Genomic DNA, 20,091 nt, shown 5'->3' with positions numbered 1-20,091 from the left:
ATTTCCAGAAAAATTCAAGTTGATAGATTATAGCACAGCGCCGCGGGGATGTACAGCGTTTTCCGCCGGAGGGGCCGTGATTTTACACATTTTACAGGATGCCAAATAAAATAAATCCCACCGTGTTGATGGCAAAGTTGGCGAACATATGGACAAACCAGGAGGGGTAGATCGTGCCGGTCAGCTCGTTCAGGTAATTGAATATACAGCCCCCCGCCATCAGTCCCAGGAGCAGCAGGCACAGAGCCCCCGCGCGGAACATTCCGGCCAGCATCCCAACGTGATAGACTGCGAAGATCAGAGCGCTGAAGCCATAGGCAAATTTCCGGCTTGTATAGTTTTTCAGGGTGATAAAGCCGTAGCCCCTGAAAAAGAACTCCTCCAAAAACGAATTCATCAGGGAGATATACAGGGATACATAGATAAAGTTGTTGGCCGTGATCCCCATACTCTTTGTCAAATTGGAGGTGACATTGGAGAAGTCTATGAGATCTCTCGTCAAAAAATACCCCAGTACGATCACAGCATAAATCGCGGCCCCCAATAGGAGCGGCTTGAGAATCCCGCCCTTTTTGAACGCGAATAATCGTCTGAATTCCCGGAACTCCGCCTTGTTGGCCAGAAAAAACACCATGGGGAGACCCAGAAAAAAGAGGATCTTAATGGGAATTTTGAGGAAATAATCCGGGTGTACAACGGCATCGACCAGGTTGACGAAAACGGAAAATATCACAATGGACATCATGATATAGGCACTCCGCCGGTTAATCATGTTCATTCCTCCAAATAGGCCAATTGGGCCGCGGAACATTTTGCGGGAAAACCGTCCCCTGAGCCGCCCCTTTCGACGCGGACCCCGCCGCGGCCTGCGGGCGCGGTCAGGACAGCCCATCCAGGGGAGAGGCCACCGGCCTTGCCAGCAGGCCCAGCAAGGGCTCGAAGTCCACACCCTCCCGCATGGGCAGGTCCTGCGCCGCCGTCCGCTCCGCACAGGCCCGGACGAACTCCACCGCCGCCCGGGCGGCCTCCACCAGGGATGACCCCCGCACCAGCGCCCCGGTGAGAACGCTGGAGAACACGTCGCCGGTGCCGTGGAATTCCCGGTCCACCCGCCGGGTCTGGACAGCCTCCGTCCGCCCGGTGGAGGCGTCGAAGCACATGGCCCCGGTGCTGCCCGGCTCCAGACTGGCCCCGGTGAGCACCACGGAGCGCCGCCCCTCCAGGCTCAGCCGCTCCACAATGGCCCGGCAGCCGTCCTCCCCGGAGGGAAGCTCCGCATAGGGGATGCCCAGCAGCAGAGCGGCCTCTGTCAGGTTGGGAGTGATGACGTCGGCCTGCTCCGCCAGGCGGGCCATCCCGGCGCACATCTCCGGCGTATAGGTCTGGTAGACCGCGCCGCCGTCCCCCATCACCGGGTCCACAACTACAACGCCGTCTCCCCGGAAGTCCCGGATGAAGTCCTCCACTACGCCGATCTGCCGCCCGCTGCCGAGAAACCCGCTGTACACGGCGTCAAACCGCAGCCCCAGGGACTTCCAGTGACGGGCGGTTTTGGGCATCTCGTCGGTCATGTCCAGAAAGGTGAACCCCTCAAAGCCGCCGGTGTGGGTGGAGAGGAAGGCGGTTGGCAGAGGACAGCACTGAACCCCCATGGCGGAGAGAATGGGAAGGGCCACAGTCAGGGAGCAGCGGCCGAAGCCGGAGAGATCGTGGATAGCGGTAACACAGGGTGTAGACATGATGGGATTCCTCTTTTCTGTGGAATAAAGGATTTTGCTGTTGTCTTGCCGGAAAAGCCGTGGTATAATAAATTCCAGATTATCATATCATACGCGGCTTTCCGGCGCAACCCCGCCGCTTGTATAAGCGGCGGGGTTGGAGTTGGCAGGCATGTGAGATTGAGATCGTGTCGGCACAAGTCCAAAGGAAAGTGAAAAAGTAGAATTGCCCAGAGAACGAAGGGGGAGGAGAAATAGAAGCTTCCGATCAACGACTGACATAAGTGATGAGATGTGGGCGCTGATGGAGCCGCATTTACCGGGATAGCGGGACCAATGGGGAGAAATCGCCCAGGATAAGCGGCGTTTTATCAACACAGTGTTCTGAGGCTGTTGTGCCGGAGCGCCTTTGCGTGATCTGCTTTCAGATTGCGGAGAATGGGGCAGCGTGCATCAGAGGTTTATCCGATGTGGAGGAAAAGTATCGGCGAACAACTGTTTGAAATTCTGATTGGTGGGTCAGACTGTGAATGGCGGATGATTGATGCGAACCATATCAGACTTACATCCCCACGCGGCAGGATCAAAGGGCGGCAATTGGAATCAGTCCAGAACTGAGCGGTATAGGTTCGTTGTATCGCCGTTTGGACTGCTATCTGCGCGTAATTCCTGTAGACATTATCTAGGAGATGTCACTTTAGTGAAAGCTTTTATTAAATAAGATAGAATAAAATAATCTGCAAATGTAAAATAGATACGCACCCGTGGTGAAACTGGTATACACGATGGATTTAGGTTCCATTTCGGCGACGAGTAGGGGTTCGAGTCCCCTCGGGTGCACCAAGTTTCGTTGACAAACGAGATGCACGCAAAAATCCCGCACTTCGGTGCGGGATTTTTGCGTGCAAAGAGCGGATTTTGCTAAAAACGAAAATTATCAGAAGCGATTGGTGGAATTTGGTATCGTAAAATAAAAATAACGCACCAGAGATGCAAAATGAGCTGTTTTGGCAGTTTTTAGCAGCCTGCTCGACTCGAACTCTCCGCCTCTCTCTAAAAAAGAAAAACACACCTCCCCTGGAGCTCCCAAGCCGCTCCGAGGGAGGTTTTCCATTTCAGAACGGCCCTTCCCGCCATTGTTGCTTATGCTTCATGTGTTCAGCGTTCTTCGGTGGTGTTGGTAATAGCTTTCTCAATGCTTTCCGGCTATACTGTCGTTACAACAAACGGGAAGGAGAACGGCAGCATGGAACAGAAAAAGAACCTCTGCGCTCAGGTGCCCCTCAGCCTCCACGCGCAAGTCAGCGAGGCCAGAGAGGCGGCGGGCCAGACCACCAGCGAATACATCACGAACCTGCTGATCGAATACTACAATCTGAAGAAAAACGGAGGTACGACGACTATGAGCGGCAATACGAGAACGATGGCCTTCCAGATCCCCGAGGAGCTCTTCCAGCGGATCAAGGCCCACCTGGAGCGGGAAACCCAGCGGACCGGCAGGAAGCTGACCCAGCGGGAGTTCGTGCTGAACCTGATCGAGGAAGCGCTGATCGAAGCTGAGGAGGATGCCGCTGAGGAAGCCGAGCGGGTCAACGCCTCCATGGCCAGCGCCAGCCCCACCGGGACCACCACCGAGGAGGATGATCCCGAGGAGGACCTGCCTCCCGAGAAGCCCTGAATCACCACATCGCCGCCGCGTCCCCGCCCTGCGGGGGCGCGGTGCTTCTCTTTGATGGCAGTAGAGAAGATTCCACCGTCCATCGGCTTTCCCGGATGGTCAAAAATGGCACAGATATTTCGTTGCTCTTGATGAATGGATATTCCGGCAGAGGTGTGACATGGTGTTGCCACGCCCCAAAAAATCGAGGAAAGAAAGGAATTTCACAATGAACAACGACAACAGAACGCCCCTCACGATCCTAGAAGCCTGTACCCTGCTGGCCCGCGAAACCGTGTCCATGCTGGAGGGCCTCGATCAGCTCCCGGCCAGTGCCGTCACCCTCCGCGGTGCCTTGGCACTGGCCGGCGAAGACCTGGGTGATGGCGGCGCACTTCTGGCATGGGTCGACTCGGAAATGGAGATGGTCAGGCACTTCGCTGAAACAAATGAGCAAACCACGCCCCTGGTGGAACTGGAGGTTCCCTGCGCAATACCGGACCCCATCATGCAGCTGGACGCCTCCTGCATCCTCCTCAAGGCCGCGGCACAACGGCAGCCAACAGAAGCCCAATGGCAGACCACGCTGGAAGCCGTCCGGCTGCTCATGGAGATCGACGGCCTGGATGATATGGTCCTGACCGCCAAGGCCCCCAGCGGCGGGTTCCTGCGGGTCCAGGATCTACGGAGCCAGCTGGAGCGCGTCCAGGCAGCGTTTCGGGGTAACTAACAGGAAGCCAGTGTCAGCCCCCGTGAGGCCGCCTTCTCCGAGGTGGAGTCCCCGCCCCTGAAGAAGGCTTAACGGGCCACAGCGGCCCCGTGTGGCCCAGCAAAACGCCCCCGGCATCCTCTGGTTGGGATGCCGGGGGCGTTTCACGAATCACGCCTCTGCCGCCTGAACCGACAGGATGTTCTCAATTAAAATGCGCTCTCCGCCCAATAAAAGCAGCTCGCCTTCATATTCATCGAATTTCTTGAGCCGCCCTGTAATGGTGACGCAGACGCCTCCGGCCTTCCTTTTATCCGGCTGGAAATAGGTCAGCGTTACCTTGGGATGCTCCGTGATTCTGTCCGCCAGCTCTTGCAGCCGCAAATCTAAGAGGGACTTCTCATCTTCCGTCAGCTCAGCCTTCGAATCTGTCGGCCGGGCTGTCTCGTGGACGGCGGCCTCATAGCCAGTCAAAGCCCGGAAGGGCATAAACTGCGCCGCCCGGTCCCGCATGGGCATATGGGGATGGGCGCTGGAGACGTGGTGCGGCAGGTTGATGATATCGTCATATTTCCCCATTACGCCTGATGCCCTCCAATCGTATCGTTGCGGTCCTTCCCGGTAGCTCCCTCCACCAGATTCATGCCTTTCAAAATCGCGTTTTTCCCAAACCGCCTCTTGATGTCCAGCATGGTTCGCTGGACCTTCTTCTCCCGCTCCAGCTTCGCAGCCTCCCGGACCTGCTGTTCCTGAACGGTGTGGTAGTCCGTGAACAGATCCAGCTGTTCAAAGGCCATTTTCTCCGAAACCTCCGTCTCGTTTGCCACACAAGTGGCGGTGAGGTACAGACGGCGTACCAGCAGATTTCTGTCGATGATGCGGTCAAATAACTCCAGAGCAGCGGAGATCATGCGCTTCGTGGAGGCGGTATAATCCCCCAGATTCGCGGTGCCGTGGGCGTGTTTGGGTACGGCCCGCCCATAGCGGTCCGCCGTTACCTCCCCTTTATAGCCCCGTCCATTCAGACTTTCCCGGTCATAGCCCACCGTCAGCACCAGCTGGCTGGTGACCAGTCCCTTGTCCACCAGGTCCAGAGATAGCTGATCCGCCATCTCCCGTACCACCAGCCGGGTTTTCTCATAGCTGTAGGGATGCTGGAGAACCTGCCCGGAGCCGATGCTCTTGCTCTCCGGCTGGTACGCCTTAACGTCCGCCATGGCACAGGGCTCCCAACCCCAGGCGTGGTCAATCAGCAGCTCTGCGTTGATTCCAAACAGCTTGTACAGCAAATCCTCATTATAAAAATCACTCGGACCGCCCAGGGAACAGCGGGCGATGTCCCCCATGGTGTACAGGCCGTTGGCTTCCAGCTTCCGGGCATAACCCCCGCCCACCCGCCAGAAATCGGTGAGGGGCCGGTGATCCCACAGCAGATGCCGGTAGCTGCGCTCGTCCAGCTTGGCGATGCGCACGCCGTTGACGTCCGGGTGGATATGCTTGGCCACAATATCCATGGCCACTTTGCAGAGGTACAGGTTGGAGCCGATGCCCGCCGTGGCGGTGATGCCGGTGGTTTCCAGAACGTCCAGAATCATTTTCATAGCCAGCTCCCGGGCACTGAGCCTATAGGTTCCCAGATAGTTGGTCACGTCCATCAGGACCTCGTCGATGGAGTAGTTGTGAATGTCCTCCGGCGCGATATATTTGAGATAGACATTGTATACTTTTGTACTCCACTCCATGTAATGAGCCATCCGGGGCGGAGCCACGATATAATCCACCGCCAAAGCCGGATTGGCCTTCAATTCAATATCGCTGGAGGAGGAGCCGGCAAACTGCCTCCCCGGCGCGGAACGGAGCCGCTGAGCGTTGACCTCCTTGACCCGCTGGATGACTTCAAACAGCCGCGCCCGGCCGGAGATGCCCCAGGCTTTCAGGGAGGGCGTCACGGCGAGGCAGATGGTCTTTTCCGTGCGGCGCAGGTCCGCCACCACAAGGTTGGTGGTGAGGGGATCGAGGCCCCGCTCGACGCATTCGACGCTGGCGTAAAAGGATTTTAAATCGATGGCGAGATAAGTACGGTCTTCCATCGCGGGGCCTCCTTCCTGAATGGCTTTCACACCTCTATCATAGCATACCCAGCCCAAGCCGGACAAGCCAAAATCTATAAGTCAAACGCATCCAATAACCGAGGGCGAAGGGCTGGAGCAGGTTGTTTACAGATAACAGCAAAAGAGGTGAGGCGGAGCATTCCTGACTTGGGATGCTCCGCCTCTTTTGCATTTCAGAAGGAGGTAATCAACATTATGAAACAGCATGCGGACGGCTTCGCTTCGTCCTCTAAAAGTCCCCCAAAGGAAACCTGCGAGATGAGCAGTCAGGAATTTATCGCTCGTATAAACGCGCTCATTCCCTCCCCAAATGAAGAAGCCAGCAAAAATCTGCTGGACTTTGGCAACAGCCTCTGGCTCCGACTGAAAGAGGACCTGTACAATACGTTTTCCTTCATTTCCCGTCACTTTACCCCGGATACATTACAAGGTGTGTACGACCTGAGCGGAATTGCGAATAAAGGGATGCTGCCGTGGGAGATGATAGGCGCGGCAATTTATTTGCAGACAAATACGCCGGTGCAGGAGATCGAGGAGGATTCCTGGGACTATTTCGTAGGTTTTACCGCCCCGGAAGCCCCTGACAAAATCAGCTCCCTGGCGCTCTGCACTGTGCATGAGAACGGGTGCGCAGCGCAGTTCTATACCCGCCACTTTGGGCGGTTCGACCCCCTGGAGCTGCTGTATAACGCAACAGCCCGCTCCGTATACAACGGCGTTACGATAACGGAGGCTATCCAACAGTTCGATTGCAATATGGAAATACGCCACCCATGGGAAACTGCTGTCATTCTTGACCCAGAGCCTAAAATGGTGGAAAAGCTGACCCAGCTGATGCCGGACAGTCCCATTATTGCCGCCCATATCAATTTAGACGCGGACAGTGGGACCGTTGCCACGGAGATAAACCCCCTGTGGGAGAAGCTGCGGGATGAGTTAGATGAGTTAAGTCACGGCCAGCAGCAGAAAACCTCCGAAAAAAAGCGCTCTTCCAAGCGCAGCCACCAAATGGAAAGATAAAGGTGAACACCCTCCGGCAACGCTCCCGGCATCCCAAAACCAAAGGGATGCCGGGGGCTTTTTTCGTTCCCAGCAGGGTGAGTCAGACGCTGAAATTCAACTGGCGATAGTAGCCGTCATAGACGCGGGAAATGGGCTTGTCCGCTACAGCGGGCCGGTCCGGGCCATAGAGCAAACTGCCCAGCTTATAGCTCACGCCATTGACACAGACATTCTCCCCGGCGCTGTGGCTTCCAAACTTTGTCAGCCAAGCCAGGGCCTCCCGCACCGTGCAGCCCCGGCGAAGCTGTCCCTGTTCGTCCCACAGCGGATCATAATCCAGTCCCATCGCACAAAAAACCTCCCATATTTTTTACAATACCGTTGAACATTGTAACTGGAAAGGCCAGGAAAAGCAATGCCGGACATGGAGAAAAAGACGGGCGGATTTCGTGAAAGTTGGGACTTGACAGCGCAAACATTACGGCCCCAGGAGAAGCAGCCGGGCAGGGTATCCCCAAAGGAGTACCCTGCCCGGCTGTTTTTGCTTTCGGCCAGATTGGAGGTGAATTTATTTTGAACGCAAACATGGCCTACGGCTTCACGGAAACGGAGCTGGACATCACCAGGCACACGGATTTGCCGGACCTGCTGTCCTCTCTGGGCTATACGCTGAAGCGGATCGGCAGCTACTACACCACAGCGGAGATGGACAGCATCCGCATCAAGGAGCGCCTTACCTGGAGGCGCTACTCCACCCGGCAGGGCGGCGATGCCATCTCATTCCTCCAGGAGTTCTGCGGAATGCGCTTCCCGGAGGCGGTGGATTACCTGCTGGCCTATCATGGGCGGTCCAGAGACTCCCCCGACCGGGACAAGCCCATCCCCCGCCCCAAGACGCCTCCGCCCAGGGAAAAGCCGCCCTTCGTCCTGCCTCCCGCGAACCCGGACCAGCGCCGGGTGTTTGCGTATCTTCGCAAGCGGGGAATTGCGTCTCAGGTAATCCAACGCTTTCTGGACGCCGGGCTTCTCTACGAGGACGCCCCATATCACAATTGCGTGTTTGTCGGCAGGGACGGCAGCGGCCAGCCCAAATTCGCCAGCAAGCGCGGGACCTTGGACTTCAATGGGTCCGGATTTAAACGGGACGTCCTGGGCAGCGACAAAAAGGTGGGCTTTCGGCTGCCCTGTGAGCCGGAGATCGAGGAGGTGGCGGTTTTCGAGGCCCCTATCGACCTCATGAGCTTCTGCACCCTCTGCCCGGAGGTCCACAGCAACGCCGTCGCCCTCTGCGGGCTGTACAGCGGACCGCTGGACACCTACCTTCGGGACCATCCCCACCTGAAATCCATCAAGCTCCTGCTGGACCATGACGAGCCTGGGATCACGGCGGCGAAGGAGATGCGGGAGAAGTACCGGGCGGCTGGGTACGAGGTGGAAATCCGGGTCCCGAAGTACGGCAAGGACTGGAACGCGCAGCTCAAATACAAGCTCACGGGGGTCTTAGAGGAGGTGAAGCCACCCAAAAGCACAGAAAATCCCACAAAAAAGGAGGAAACCAAACCTATGGCGAACTTAGGCAAGATCATCAGCGACAAATCCACGGCGGACGCCAAATGGCGGGAGGAGCGGCAGGCGGATAAGGAAACCGCCGCTGCCCTTCGGGACGCCAGCGTCATACAGATCACCAAGGACCCCGGGAAATTTGCCCGTTACCTGGCTATGCAGGGGGACAACCCTTCCTACAGCTCCGGGAACATCGCCCTGGCCATGGCCCAGCTCCCGGAGGCCACGGTTCTCCACACCCGCGGCCACTGGAAGGACCTGGGCCGCTTTGTTCTGGACCCGGAGCTGAAAAACGGCGCCAGCATCTTTACACGCTCCGCCACGGGCCGGGGCTACAGCCTCACCAGCGTCTACGATATCGCCCAGACCCAGGGCCGGGAGCTGCGGACGGTCCAGCTTAAGGAGGACACCGAACCCATGGAAGCGGCCCTGACCGCCCTGCTGAACTTCTCGCCCGTTCAGGTTGTTGCCGGTGAAAACCTGCCCTCCGGGGCCTATTATGACCCCCGGCAGATGACGCTGGCTATTGACACTGCCTGCCCGGACGGCCAGGCGTTTGCGGCCATCGCCGCCGAGATTGCCCAGGCCCGGTTTCATGACCGGGGCCGCAATCCTGTTTACAGCCGGGAGAGCTGTGAGTTGAGCGCCCAGAGCGTGTCGTACATCCTTTGCCGCCGCTTCGGCGTCCAGCGGGAGCTGCCGGACCTGACGAAGATGGCGGAGCGCTGCCAGGGCTGGGAGATCGAGGACCGGCTGGCCTTTCTGAAAGAGATTCAAGGCATGAGCCGTCAGATTGGCGGTTCCATTGAGAAAACCATCGCTCCGCCCCAGAGAGCGGCTCCTTCCCGCCGTGAGGCGGAACGATAATAAAATAGGAGAACATTACTTATGAAAAGATCGATTCCTTTGCTCCTGGCTGCATTCCTGCTTTCCACGCTTCTGTCCGTTCCCGTCCAGGCCGCCGAAGAATCCGGACCGGGCAGGGACAGCGCCTATTACCCCATTTCCGTAGAGGAATACACCTACGGTGACTTCGACGAGCTTCGCATCCAGAAGGTGTATCAGCTGTCCCTGGACGATGACCCCAGCCTCATTCCCACGGAGGACTTCGAGCGAAACGGGCGGCTGTACTACCTGCTGGACATGACCCGGAAGGACGAGGTGGGGGTGGATACCAAGCCCCATGTCCAGACCGTGACCATGCCCAGCGACACCAATAACATGGAGAAAATCCTCCAGACTCTGGATGCCGAGATCGAAACCGTCACGGAGGACGGCTACACCGGGAAGCTGCACCTGGACCACACCACGGTCAAGGTGACCACGGACGGCTACGCCACCAAGACCGGCACAGTGTCTGCGACTCGTACCTATCCGAATTTGTCGGACGCGGACCTGTCCCTGGTGCCCAAGACCATCTCGGACGGCGGACGGAGCTTGACCCTGGCGGACGTGCAGTGGAGCAATTCCACTCAGGAGTCCGGCGAGGGCGTGGTCACCCGCTACACCGCCACGGCCCGGTATACCGGCAGCACCTCCAGTAAGTACGCCACCGGGTACACGGTGACCGCCGACTACAGTGGAGAGGTCTCCAAAACCGGCTGCAATGTGGTCACCTACACCGCCGTGTTCGGCAGCACTGACGCTCCCAAGGATTCCGGCGCTCAGGACGGTGAGCCCGTCGACATCTCCGGCATCGGGCGCCCGCTCATGATCGGCGGCGTGGTACTGGCCCTGGTCCTGGGCGGTGTATTTGTATTCAAAAAGATCAGAGGAAGGAGATAATGCCATTGAAAAAGTTCAGACTGTTCCTGCTGGCCTGCATGATCTGCGTCCTGTGCGCCGTCCAGGCCAGCGCATTGGAGTACAGCTACGATGGAGCGGACGATTTCCTGTTCGCCCGGCCCACCAGCGACGATACCATCTACGAGGAGGAGAACCCCAACGTGGACCGGAGCAAAAACGTGGCCCTGGTGGCCCCCGGCTTCGGTACCCCTACCAGCTACCTTCCCGGCAGCGGCGAGGCCCTCACGCCGAACCTTGTCCCCGGCGCTTTGAGCGGCGGACTGGTGAATCAGGTGGGCAGCGCAAATTACTCTGTTTCGGAAAATGGTGTGTCCAGCGGCATGGGCGGGTTCCTGCCCAGCACGTCCATCCTGGACAGCAGTTCCTCCGGCTCTTCCACTCCCCCGGAGCAGTTCACTGTCACCACCCGGCCCAATGACACGGCCTCTGTCGGCTTTACCAGCGTCACCGAGGACAGCTACTACAGCAACGGCTCCCTGGGTACCCTGAAAATCCCCGTCATCGGCCTGAGCGTCAAAATCGTCCAGGGCACGGACAGCGCCGCGCTGAAGAAGGGTGTGGGCCACTTTGAGGAAACCTCCATCTGGAACGGCAACGTCGGATTGGCCGCCCACAACCGGGGGACCAATTCCTACTTCGGCAAAATCCATACCCTGGAGGCTGGCGATGAGATCACCCTCTCCACCAAGGAGGGGACCCGGACCTATGAGGTGACCTCCGTTGCAAAGGTGACGGAAACGGACCGGAGCAGCCTGGAGAACACCTCCGACAACTGCCTGACGCTGTACACCTGCGTCCGGGATGAGCGGGACCTCCGTTGGTGTGTGAGAGCGGTTGAGCTGACGGATTAAGCTGTTCAGCGATTCCATTCGACAATCCCCCAAATCTGTGGTAGTGTTGCGGTTGCGAAAGCCCTGACAAAATCACGGAAATGGAGGAAAAGCTATGAAAAGGAACAGTAAAGTGTTTGGGATGTTGGCGGCTGGCATACTGTCCGCGGCGCTGCTGGCAGGCCCGGCTCTGGCAGCGGACCCGGAGATCCGGGTAGGCAGCTACAAGGGCAATACCCTGGAGGCAGGCGAAAGGAGCTGCCTCATCATCGGACCTGTCGGACCGGAGTACATCGCCGAATCCAGCAACCCGGAGGCTATCACCCTGGAGCGGGTCCTGACCTATTGGGTAGCGGTGGCCAGGGCGGAGGGGACGGCTGAGATCACCGTCACCGATAAGGCCGGAAGCACCGGCGGTCTGACGCTGACCGTAGAAGCGGCGGAGCCGTCCCCGGCCCCCAGCGAAGCCCTGGACCTGTCTGTCAACATGGACATCCGTCTGGAGATGGTCCGGCTCATCAACGAGGTGCGCCGGGAGAACGGCCTCGCGGAGCTTCCCATGGACGAATCCCTCATGAATGCCGCCCAGGATGTCTCCGGTCAAGGCGTCACGGAGCACCGGCCCTATGACCACATGGCACTCATCCGCTACGGCTGGCCCCACGGCGGGCTCTACAACCTCACCATGTTCGGCGCCTATGACTGCCCGGACATCGCCCGGCAGGCCATTGACTACTGGATCGCGTCGCCTGGGCACTATGCCACTATGCTGCTGGAGGAGGCATCCCACGTTGGAACCGGCGTTACCTTCCAAAATGGCCGGGCCTACTGCTACATGGTCGTGGGTGATCCCACCAGCCATAATCCCTACGAATAAACCACTCTGGAACAGCTTCATACCACACGGAGGCCCATTGGCAAGACGCCAATGGGCCTTTTTTCGTTGCCAAATTCAAAATGGAAAGGAACCCTTTATGAACGAAAAACATCATTCCCTGCGAACGCGCCTGACGTCCCTGCTGCTGGCGCTGATCTGCGTCCTGGGCCTGTTCCCCACCACGGCCTTTGCCGCCGGGGATACCATCACGCTGAAGGAGTTCGGCCACTCCGGCGTGGCCTATGAGTCCGCGGCCCTGGGGCGCTGCACGCTCCATGAAATGACCTTCAAAAACGGAAACCAGACCACCACCGGCTTCTGCGGCACCAAGGGCGGCGACATGGGGAACTCTCTCCAGGGCCAGACCTGGGGGAACAAGCGGTCCATCTCGGACCCCACCGTGGAAACCATGATGGCCTACTACTATGCCCACTCCACCGGCGTTTTCACCGATGAGGCCATTGCCCTGGGCGTCAACGACGTCTGGAACGCGGGCTACCGCTGGTATATGAACGCCTGGGTTCAAGCGTGTATCTGGCGCTATCAGCAGGGCAGCATGAGCGACCCTGTCGTGGCCTGCGCCGAGGAACTGATGGCAGTCTACAATTCCCTGGAGGGCACCCACTACACCAGCATCGATCAGAAGCAGGGCAACTCTTCCTTCCGGGACCGGACCCAGTACATTCTGGAGCTGGGCAGCCAGGGCGTCTGGGGCAAGTGCGCTGTGTATGAATACACCTTCACTGGTGCCGGCAGCTCCGCCCACCCCGCCGGGTCTGTGCAGAAGATCATCCTGGGCGACCTGACGGTGGAACACGTTGAGCAGGAGGAATACGTCCTCATCGTCAAGAAGGTGGACGCTACCAATCCCAGCAAGGGCCTTCCTGGGGCCGGATTCCACATCGAATCCACTAACGGCTCCTATTCCAAGGACGTGGTCACGGGCCAGAACGGCACCTACCGGATCAGCGGCCTCAGCGCCGGAACTTATGCCGTGACAGAGACCTCTGCCCCGGAGGGCTATGAAATCGACAGCGCCGCCCCGCAGTATGTCACCCTGCCCAGCAATGGGAATAATACTGTGACGGTCACCTTCCGGGACAGCACCACCATCACCAGCGAGGGCAGCATCCGTAAAGTGGACGCGGATAATCCCTCCAAGGGCCTCGCCGGAGCGGTGATCAAGATCACCGGCGTGGACAATTCTTTCACCGGAACCTACACAACCGCCGAGGGCGGCTGGCTGACGGATGTGCCCTGGGATTCCATGCCCATCGGCAGCTATGTGGCGGAGGAGATGACTCCCCCGAAGGGCTACACGAAAAGCTCTGACCAAAGCAAGGTGAAGCAGAGCTTCCATTGGGATGGAAAATCCGATGTTTCCCTCGTTTTTGAAAATGACAGCAAGGTAAAAATTCAGCTCATCAAGCTGGACGATTCCAACAATCCCCTCCCCGGCGCTGTTTTTAATATCCTGAAGGACGGGCAGATCATCGGCACCGAGGCCACCAAGGAAGACGGCAGTATCACGGTGACGGATGTGACTGAGGGCCTGTACGCCTTTGTGGAGGCGTCCGCTCCGGCCCCCTGGGCCAAGCTGGAGGACCCTGTAATCGTCCATGTAGATCAGGCAGACATCAACGGCGGCGAGACTATTACCGTCTCCGCGGCGGATAAGAGGTTGCCGAACCTGACGATCTTGAAGCGGGACGCTCAGACCGGCGACGTCATCCCGGACACCCATTTTGAGATCAAAGGCATCCACTTCGGGTTCCACGACGACGTGACCACCGGACCGGACGGCAAAGCGGTCCTCACAGGCATTCCCGTGGATTCTTACGAGGTCACGGAAAAGAGCGTCCCGGACCCCTGGGTTGTCAGCGACGAGCCCACCCAGACGATCTGGCTGGGGGCTGGCGACGATCAGCAGCTCATCTTCGACAACCTCAAGCAGCCCTTGCTCAAAATCTCGAAAGTGGAGAAGGGCACCGGCGAAAAAATCCCCGGCACCGTTTTTCTTTTGGAGGCCATTGACGGCGACTACCGTCAGAACCTGACCACCGAGGCCAACGGCTCCGTGGAGCTGCGGGTCGCCCCCGGCAGCTACCGCATCACCGAGCAGTCCGTTCCCGAGCCCTATGTGATTGGCGAGGAGCGGACCAAGACGATCTCCCTTAACGGCGGCGACGAGAAGGAAGTCATTTTTGAAAACCTGAAGAAGCCGGAGCTGACCCTTTATAAGATCGACGCGGACAGTCAGGAGCCGATCCCCGACACCGTGTTCCGGGTGGAGGCCATCAACGGTGATTTCCAGGACGATTGGAAGACCGGGCCGGACGGCATGGTAACGAAGCGGGTGGAGCCCGGCACCTACCGGGTCACGGAGATTTCCGTCCCCGCGCCTTACTTCCTCCCAGACAAGGACGCCGACCGGGTGCAAACGGTTTCCCTGAACGCCGGAGATGTGAAGAAGCTGACGTTCAAGAACCGCAAGGCCCCCGAGCTGACCATCTTCAAGGAAGACAGCGTGGCAGGCGCTCCCATTGAGGGGGCCAAGTTCCATGTGACTTACACCAGCAACGGCGAAGCCGCCGAGGCTCCGGCTGCCATTGATTTTGGCTACATCTTCACGGACGCCAGGGGCGAGATCAAGCTGCACGAACAGGGCAAGCGTCTCTATCCTGGTGAGTACACCATCACGGAAGTGGCTCCTGCCCCCGGCTTCCAGATGAAGGAACCCACCACACAGAAGGTCATTATCCACGGAAACGAGAGCAAAACCGTCACTTTCCAGAACGAACCCTTAAACGGGATCGTCGTTGAGAAGTATGACTCTGTTACCGGCGAGGCCCTGCCTGGCTGCACCTTCCAGCTCCGCTTCCTGGGCGGCACCTCCGGCACGGGCGGCACGGTCATCGGGCAGAAGGTCACCGGGAAAAACGGCACCTGCATCTGGACGGGCCTCACTGCGGGCACCTATATCGTGGAGGAGATCGACCCCGCTGATGGGTATTCCATCATCAATTCCTCTGAAACGGTCTACATTTCGGACGACGGCGTGCAGAATGTCATTACTGTGACCTTTGATAATTCGCCGGACGGAAATCTCCTCATCAGGAAGGTCTGCTCCGTCAACCCCAGCATCACCCTCCAGGACGCTGAGTTCAAGGTCACCTACGCGGATGGAACTTTGATTGGTGATTCCAATGGGATTTACCGGACCGACACCCACGGAGAAATCCGCATTGAGGGTTTGAAGCCTGGCAAGAGCGTGATCGTAACGGAGACCAAGGCACCGGACGGATTCATCATTGACACGCAGTCGCAGACCGTCCAAATTAAGGAGGGCCGGACGGTCAGCCTGACCTTCAAAAACCAGCCCAAGGGAAAACTGATTATCCAGAAGCGGGACAGCGTCAGCGGCCAGCCCCTCCCCGGCGCTCAGTTCCGTGTGACAACTGCCGCTGGCTGCGAGGTGGGTCTGGACGGCGTGATTGGTACCGCTACGCTCACGCAGAACGGCATTTTTACCACAGATTCCAACGGTGAGATTCGGATTTCCAATCTTGCTCCCGGCGCGTATGTGCTGACGGAAGTCAAGGCCCCGGCAGGCTATGTCATGGACGAACCCAGCAAAAACGTGGTAATTGGCCCCAACGGAGACACCCAAACGGTCATCGTGACCAATACTCCGAAGGGCGGGCTCATTGTCGAAAAGTATGACAAGATCACCAAGGAACCCTTGGCCGGAGCACGGTTCAAAATTACCAATGCTAATGGAGAGCTGCTCCCCGATAATGAGGGACTCACCTCCAGCAATGGCCTTTATACCACAGACCAGAATGGGCAGATCGTAATCTCCAAAATTCAGCCCGGCACCTATGTCGTGACGGAGGACAAAGCCCCTGATTTTTATGAGAAGGACCCCACGCCCCAGACGGTGGTGGTCAACGCCGGGGACACGCAGACACTCCGATTCTATGACGCCCCTCTCTGCACCCTGACCATCCTGAAGCGGGACGCCGTGACCCATAAGCCTCTGGCTGGGGCGCAGTTCCTGGTCCAGTACAGCGACGGGCATGTGGCCGGCCCCAACAATGGGCTCTACACCACCGGCGCCGACGGTACTGTGACGGTCTCCGGCCTGAAGCCCAACGCTACCGTTGTCGTGTCTGAGCAGAAAGCGCCGAAGGGCTACATTCTGGATCAGACGCCGAAGAATATCGTCGTCCGCTCCGGTGTGGCCAACGGGCTGATTTTTGACAATCAGCCCGGAACAACACTGATTATTCAAAAGTTCATTGAGGGCACCGAAAACGAGCCTCTGAGCGGCGTTGCGTTCAAGGTCACCGACGGCTCCGGAGCGGCGGTCGGCCCTGATGATGGGACCTATTACACGGACAAGGCCGGCGAGATCGTGCTGAGCGGCATTGAACCCGGCACTACTGTGAAGGCCCGTGAGATCAAAACTGTGGACGGTTTTGTGCTGGATGGGACTCCGCAGGACATTCTCATCAAGGGCGGCGAGGTACAGCGCCTCACGTTCTGGAACAAACGGGCCGGAACTCTCATCATTGAAAAACTGGATTCCGTCACAAAGGCCCCCTTGGCGGGCGCACAGTTCAAGGTGCTCTACGCCGACGGGTGCGTGGTCGACACCGAGGGCGGCAAACTTTCTTCCAACGGCATCTACACCACCGACAGCAACGGGCAGATCAAGATCACCCAAGTGACCGGAACCCTGGTGGTCACGGAGGAAAAGGCCCCCGACGGCTATGTCATGGACCCCAACAGCAAGAGCCAGACCGTCGTGGTCAATCCCCAGGACACCCAGACCCTTCGCTTCTACAACGAACCCATGTGCAGCCTGACGCTGACCAAGTTGGATTCTGTCACCGGAAAGCCTGTGCCCAACACGGAGTTTACCGTCAAGGACGGCAATGGCAATGTGCTGGGCCGCTACACTACCGGAAAGGACGGGACCGTCGTAGTAACGGGCCTCATCCCCGGCAGCACCGTTGTGGTGTCTGAAAGCAGAGTCCCGGACGGCTATGTTTTGGACACCACGCCCAAGACCATCATCGTGAAAAACGGCTCCGGCAACAGCTGGACCAGCGGCTCTTCCGGCGGGACCAGTTCCGGAGGAAGTTCCAGCGGAGGCAACAACGATCTCACTTTCGAGAATGACCCCAAGATGACGCTGACAATCCACAAGTACATTGAGGGAACCGCCAACGAACCCCTGGCTGGCGTAGCCTTCAAAGTGGTGGACGGCTCCGGCAAGCCCTTGAATCCCGACGGAGGCATCTACTACACAAACAATGCGGGCGAGATTGTGCTGGAGGGCCTGGAACCCGGCACCACCATCACCGCCCAGGAGATCAAAACCGTGGACGGTTACGTCCTGGATGGCCGTCCCCAGAGCATCAAGATCGAGGCGGGCAAGGCTCAGAATCTCACCTTCTGGAATGAACCCGCCGGTTCGCTGATTATCCGCAAGCTGGATAAGCAAACCGGAAAGCCTCTGGCTGGCGTAGAATTTGAGGTTATCTATGCTGAGGGCGGCTACGTTGACACAGACAATGGACACCTCTCCAGCAAGGGCCTCTATACGACTGATGACCACGGGGAAATCCATATCTCCGGCATCGTGGGGACCGTTGTAATCAAGGAAACCCGGCCCCTGCCCGGATATACCATCGAACCGGGCAGAGAGAGCCAGACTATTACGGTCAATCCCCAGGAAACACAGACGGCAACCTTTTACAACATCCCCGCCAACACGCTGACGATTCAAAAATTCATCGACGGCAGCGACAACGAGCCGCTGGCTGGTGTGGAATTTCTGGTAACAGACAGTTCCGGGGCTGTCGTGGGACCCAACAGCGGCTACTATACCACTGACAAGGATGGGCGCATTTCCATCCCCGGCCTGACCCCTGGCACGACCATCACCGTCAAAGAAACCAAGACCCTGGACGGTTATATCCTTGACGGTCAGCCCCAGAGCATCCTCATCAAGGAGGGCGAGGCCCAGAGCCTGACCTTTTGGAACAAGAAAGCCGGAGGGCTGATCATCAACAAGATCGACGCCGCGACCAAGAAGCCGCTGGCGGGTGTGAAATTCAAAATCACCTACGCCGACGGCTCCAACGTGGACCTGGATGGCGGAAAGATTTCCTCCAACGGTCTCTACTCGACGGATTCCCTGGGCCAGATCAAAATCCCCGGTATTGTGGGCACGATAATCGTGGAGGAAATCGAAACGCTCCCCGGCTATGTCATCGATCCGAACACCAAGCGCCAGACTGTCCAGGTGAACGCCAATGACACCCAGACCATCACCTTTGAAAATGTCCCCGCAGGCGGCCTGGAGCTGATCAAGGTCAACGAGGCCGACAAAACCCAGCGCATTCCCAACGTCAAGTTTGAAATCCGCAGAATGGACGGCGCTCTGGTGGAAACCGTCGTTACGGATTCCACGGGCCGGGTCCATGCGGACCTGGACGCCGGGGATTACTATGCCGTCGAGATTGAGGCCGCAAAGGGCTTCAAGGTCGATGAAACCCCGCAGTATTTCACCATCAAGGATGGCGAAACCACCACACTCACGGTGACGAACAAGGCTTTCTCGGGCATTTTAATTCACAAGGTTGATTCTGTCACCAAGAAAGGCATCTATGGCGTCAGCTTCCTGCTGTACGACAGCGCCAACACTCCCATCGGGCAGTACACCAGCGACAATTCCGGGTATGTGTACATCGAGGGCATCACCACGGCAGGCCGCTACTACCTGCGGGAACTGGAGAACGAGGGCTACATCACGGACACCCAGATGAAAACCGTCTATGTAAAGCCCGGGGAGACCACCCTAGTGGAGTGGGAGAACACCCCCATTTCCGGTCAGATTCAGATCACAAAGAAATCCGCCGACTACAATTCCACCAATGGCCTCCCCGCCGGAACGCTGCTGGAGGGCGCGGTCTTTGAAATCTACGACAAGGCCAGCAACCTCGTGGACACCATCCGCAGCGATGGCCGGGGCCTCGCCGTTTCCCGTCAGCTCCCTCTGGGCCGCTATACCATCCGGGAGGTCAAAGCGCCCGCCAATTACGGCGTAAACGAAACGCCCCTGACAGCATACCTGGAGCACGAAGGCCAGATCGTCCGCTTCGAAGTGACAAACAAGAGCATGACCACCGGCGTGTCCATCACCAAGACCGGCCCCGCCGAGGTCATGGCGGGCCAGCCGGTCAATTACATATTCTCCGGCATCGCCAACAGCTCCAACGTGCGCCTTGACAATTTCTATTGGCGGGACACGCTTCCCGCCGAGGTGCGGCTGGAGAAGATCGTCACCGGCACCTATAACTTCCCCGGAACCTATAAGATCACCTACCGGGTGAACGGAGGAGAGCCCCAGACCCTGGCGGACAACCTCTCCACCCAGAAAAACTACACCCTCGCCGCCTCCGCCACGGCTCTGGGCCTCGCCAGCAACGAGCGGGTCACAGAAATCATGTTCGTCTTTGGGCAGGTCCCCGGCGGCTTCGCCCAGGTGGAGAAGCCCATGATCCACTGCAAGGCCGTGTCCAGCATCGCCGCCAGTTCCTTTGTAAACAAGGCGGACGTGGGCGGCACCTACCAAGGCGTATGGGTCCAGGCGGTCAGCCGCTGGGTGACCACCGTCTACGGAAAGAAGCCCTCCGTGCCCAAACTGCCCCGTACCGGCTATTGATTCCCGCGCCCAGGCGGTCCGCTTTCCGGCGGGCCGCCTGTAGTCCTATACATTATAAATATATCACCAAAGAAGGAGAC

13 protein-coding genes and 1 tRNA gene are annotated in these 20,091 nt (G+C 58.3%); 9 read left to right on the top strand and 5 right to left on the bottom strand.

All coding sequences use genetic code 11. The features are described from left to right. Positions 1–91 precede the first annotated feature (91 nt). Together C816_RS06990 and C816_RS06985 are read right to left on the bottom strand one after the other, a co-directional pair. Positions 92–772: a CPBP family intramembrane glutamic endopeptidase gene (locus C816_RS06990; protein WP_016321689.1), complete on the bottom strand. Its 681-nt coding sequence runs from the start codon at positions 770–772 to the stop codon at positions 92–94. Positions 773–878: 106 nt separating this feature from the next. Continuing rightward, on the bottom strand, positions 879–1,739 hold the full coding sequence (locus tag C816_RS06985; RefSeq protein WP_016321688.1) for a pyridoxamine kinase: 861 nt from the start codon (positions 1,737–1,739) through the stop codon (positions 879–881). Between the two features lie 737 nt (positions 1,740–2,476). Here C816_RS06985 and C816_RS06980 point away from each other — a divergent pair. From C816_RS06980 to C816_RS06970, 3 genes are all read left to right on the top strand, one after another. Then, positions 2,477–2,561, top strand: a tRNA-Leu gene (locus C816_RS06980). A 403-nt stretch (positions 2,562–2,964) separates the two neighbouring features. Beyond that, entirely contained in the window at positions 2,965–3,396 is a 432-nt protein-coding gene (locus tag C816_RS06975) for a hypothetical protein (protein ID WP_016321687.1), read from the top strand. A gap of 160 nt (positions 3,397–3,556) precedes the next feature. Continuing rightward, a complete protein-coding gene (locus C816_RS06970; RefSeq protein ID WP_155978944.1) occupies positions 3,557–4,105 on the top strand; it encodes a hypothetical protein in 549 nt (182 codons plus the stop codon). 150 nt (positions 4,106–4,255) lie between these two features. On the opposite strand, the gene C816_RS06965 is transcribed toward C816_RS06970, so the two are convergent. Both C816_RS06965 and C816_RS06960 read right to left on the bottom strand, forming a co-directional pair. Next, complete coding sequence (locus C816_RS06965; RefSeq protein WP_016321685.1) at positions 4,256–4,663, bottom strand: hypothetical protein; 408 nt, start codon at positions 4,661–4,663, stop codon at positions 4,256–4,258. Beyond that, positions 4,663–6,174 carry a Y-family DNA polymerase gene (locus C816_RS06960; protein WP_016321684.1) on the bottom strand — a complete coding sequence of 504 codons (1,512 nt, stop codon included), beginning with the start codon at positions 6,172–6,174 and terminating at the stop codon, positions 4,663–4,665. Before C816_RS06960 ends, C816_RS06965 begins: the two co-directional genes overlap by 1 nt. A gap of 216 nt (positions 6,175–6,390) precedes the next feature. On the opposite strand from C816_RS06960, the gene C816_RS06955 reads away from it, so the two are divergent. Further along, complete coding sequence (locus C816_RS06955; RefSeq protein ID WP_016321683.1) at positions 6,391–7,215, top strand: hypothetical protein; 825 nt, start codon at positions 6,391–6,393, stop codon at positions 7,213–7,215. A gap of 82 nt (positions 7,216–7,297) precedes the next feature. Here C816_RS06955 and C816_RS06950 read toward each other — a convergent pair whose 3' ends face one another. Next, on the bottom strand, positions 7,298–7,543 hold the full coding sequence (locus tag C816_RS06950; RefSeq protein WP_016321682.1) for a hypothetical protein: 246 nt from the start codon (positions 7,541–7,543) through the stop codon (positions 7,298–7,300). A gap of 227 nt (positions 7,544–7,770) precedes the next feature. Between C816_RS06950 and C816_RS22535 the strand changes: the two genes are divergently transcribed. From C816_RS22535 to C816_RS21685, 5 genes are all read left to right on the top strand, one after another. Beyond that, positions 7,771–9,627: a DUF3991 and TOPRIM domain-containing protein gene (locus tag C816_RS22535; RefSeq protein ID WP_016321680.1), complete on the top strand. Its 1,857-nt coding sequence runs from the start codon at positions 7,771–7,773 to the stop codon at positions 9,625–9,627. Positions 9,628–9,648: 21 nt separating this feature from the next. Then, complete coding sequence (locus tag C816_RS06940; RefSeq protein WP_016321679.1) at positions 9,649–10,545, top strand: hypothetical protein; 897 nt, start codon at positions 9,649–9,651, stop codon at positions 10,543–10,545. After that, the gene (locus C816_RS06935) at positions 10,545–11,417 is read left to right on the top strand and encodes a class D sortase (RefSeq protein WP_016321678.1); all 873 of its coding nucleotides are present in this window, start codon (positions 10,545–10,547) and stop codon (positions 11,415–11,417) included. Before C816_RS06940 ends, C816_RS06935 begins: the two co-directional genes overlap by 1 nt. 94 nt (positions 11,418–11,511) lie before the next feature. Then, the gene (locus C816_RS06930) at positions 11,512–12,273 is read left to right on the top strand and encodes a CAP domain-containing protein (RefSeq protein ID WP_016321677.1); all 762 of its coding nucleotides are present in this window, start codon (positions 11,512–11,514) and stop codon (positions 12,271–12,273) included. Positions 12,274–12,370: 97 nt separating this feature from the next. Further along, on the top strand, positions 12,371–20,011 hold the full coding sequence (locus tag C816_RS21685; RefSeq protein ID WP_016321676.1) for a SpaA isopeptide-forming pilin-related protein: 7,641 nt from the start codon (positions 12,371–12,373) through the stop codon (positions 20,009–20,011). Positions 20,012–20,091 lie beyond the last annotated feature (80 nt).

The organism is Oscillibacter sp. 1-3 (assembly GCF_000403435.2).
In the GTDB taxonomy this organism is placed as follows: Bacteria; Bacillota; Clostridia; order Oscillospirales; family Oscillospiraceae; genus Oscillibacter.
The sequence above is the reverse complement of the archived record's forward strand: the minus strand, read 5'-3'. Positions and strand labels throughout refer to the sequence as shown.

What these genes read in the sequence shown, in the direction of transcription:
- C816_RS06985 (WP_016321688.1), bottom strand. Translation starts at nt 1,739, where the DNA reads ATGTCTACACCCTGTGTTACCGCTATCCACGATCTCTCCGGCTTCGGC.
- C816_RS06955 (WP_016321683.1), top strand. Translation starts at nt 6,391, where the DNA reads ATGAAACAGCATGCGGACGGCTTCGCTTCGTCCTCTAAAAGTCCCCCA.
- C816_RS06970 (WP_155978944.1), top strand. Translation starts at nt 3,557, where the DNA reads ATGGTGTTGCCACGCCCCAAAAAATCGAGGAAAGAAAGGAATTTCACA.
- C816_RS06990 (WP_016321689.1), bottom strand. Translation starts at nt 772, where the DNA reads ATGATTAACCGGCGGAGTGCCTATATCATGATGTCCATTGTGATATTT.
- C816_RS06935 (WP_016321678.1), top strand. Translation starts at nt 10,545, where the DNA reads ATGCCATTGAAAAAGTTCAGACTGTTCCTGCTGGCCTGCATGATCTGC.
- C816_RS06975 (WP_016321687.1), top strand. Translation starts at nt 2,965, where the DNA reads ATGGAACAGAAAAAGAACCTCTGCGCTCAGGTGCCCCTCAGCCTCCAC.
- C816_RS06960 (WP_016321684.1), bottom strand. Translation starts at nt 6,174, where the DNA reads ATGGAAGACCGTACTTATCTCGCCATCGATTTAAAATCCTTTTACGCC.
- C816_RS06950 (WP_016321682.1), bottom strand. Translation starts at nt 7,543, where the DNA reads ATGGGACTGGATTATGATCCGCTGTGGGACGAACAGGGACAGCTTCGC.
- C816_RS21685 (WP_016321676.1), top strand. Translation starts at nt 12,371, where the DNA reads ATGAACGAAAAACATCATTCCCTGCGAACGCGCCTGACGTCCCTGCTG.
- C816_RS06965 (WP_016321685.1), bottom strand. Translation starts at nt 4,663, where the DNA reads ATGGGGAAATATGACGATATCATCAACCTGCCGCACCACGTCTCCAGC.
- C816_RS06930 (WP_016321677.1), top strand. Translation starts at nt 11,512, where the DNA reads ATGAAAAGGAACAGTAAAGTGTTTGGGATGTTGGCGGCTGGCATACTG.
- C816_RS06940 (WP_016321679.1), top strand. Translation starts at nt 9,649, where the DNA reads ATGAAAAGATCGATTCCTTTGCTCCTGGCTGCATTCCTGCTTTCCACG.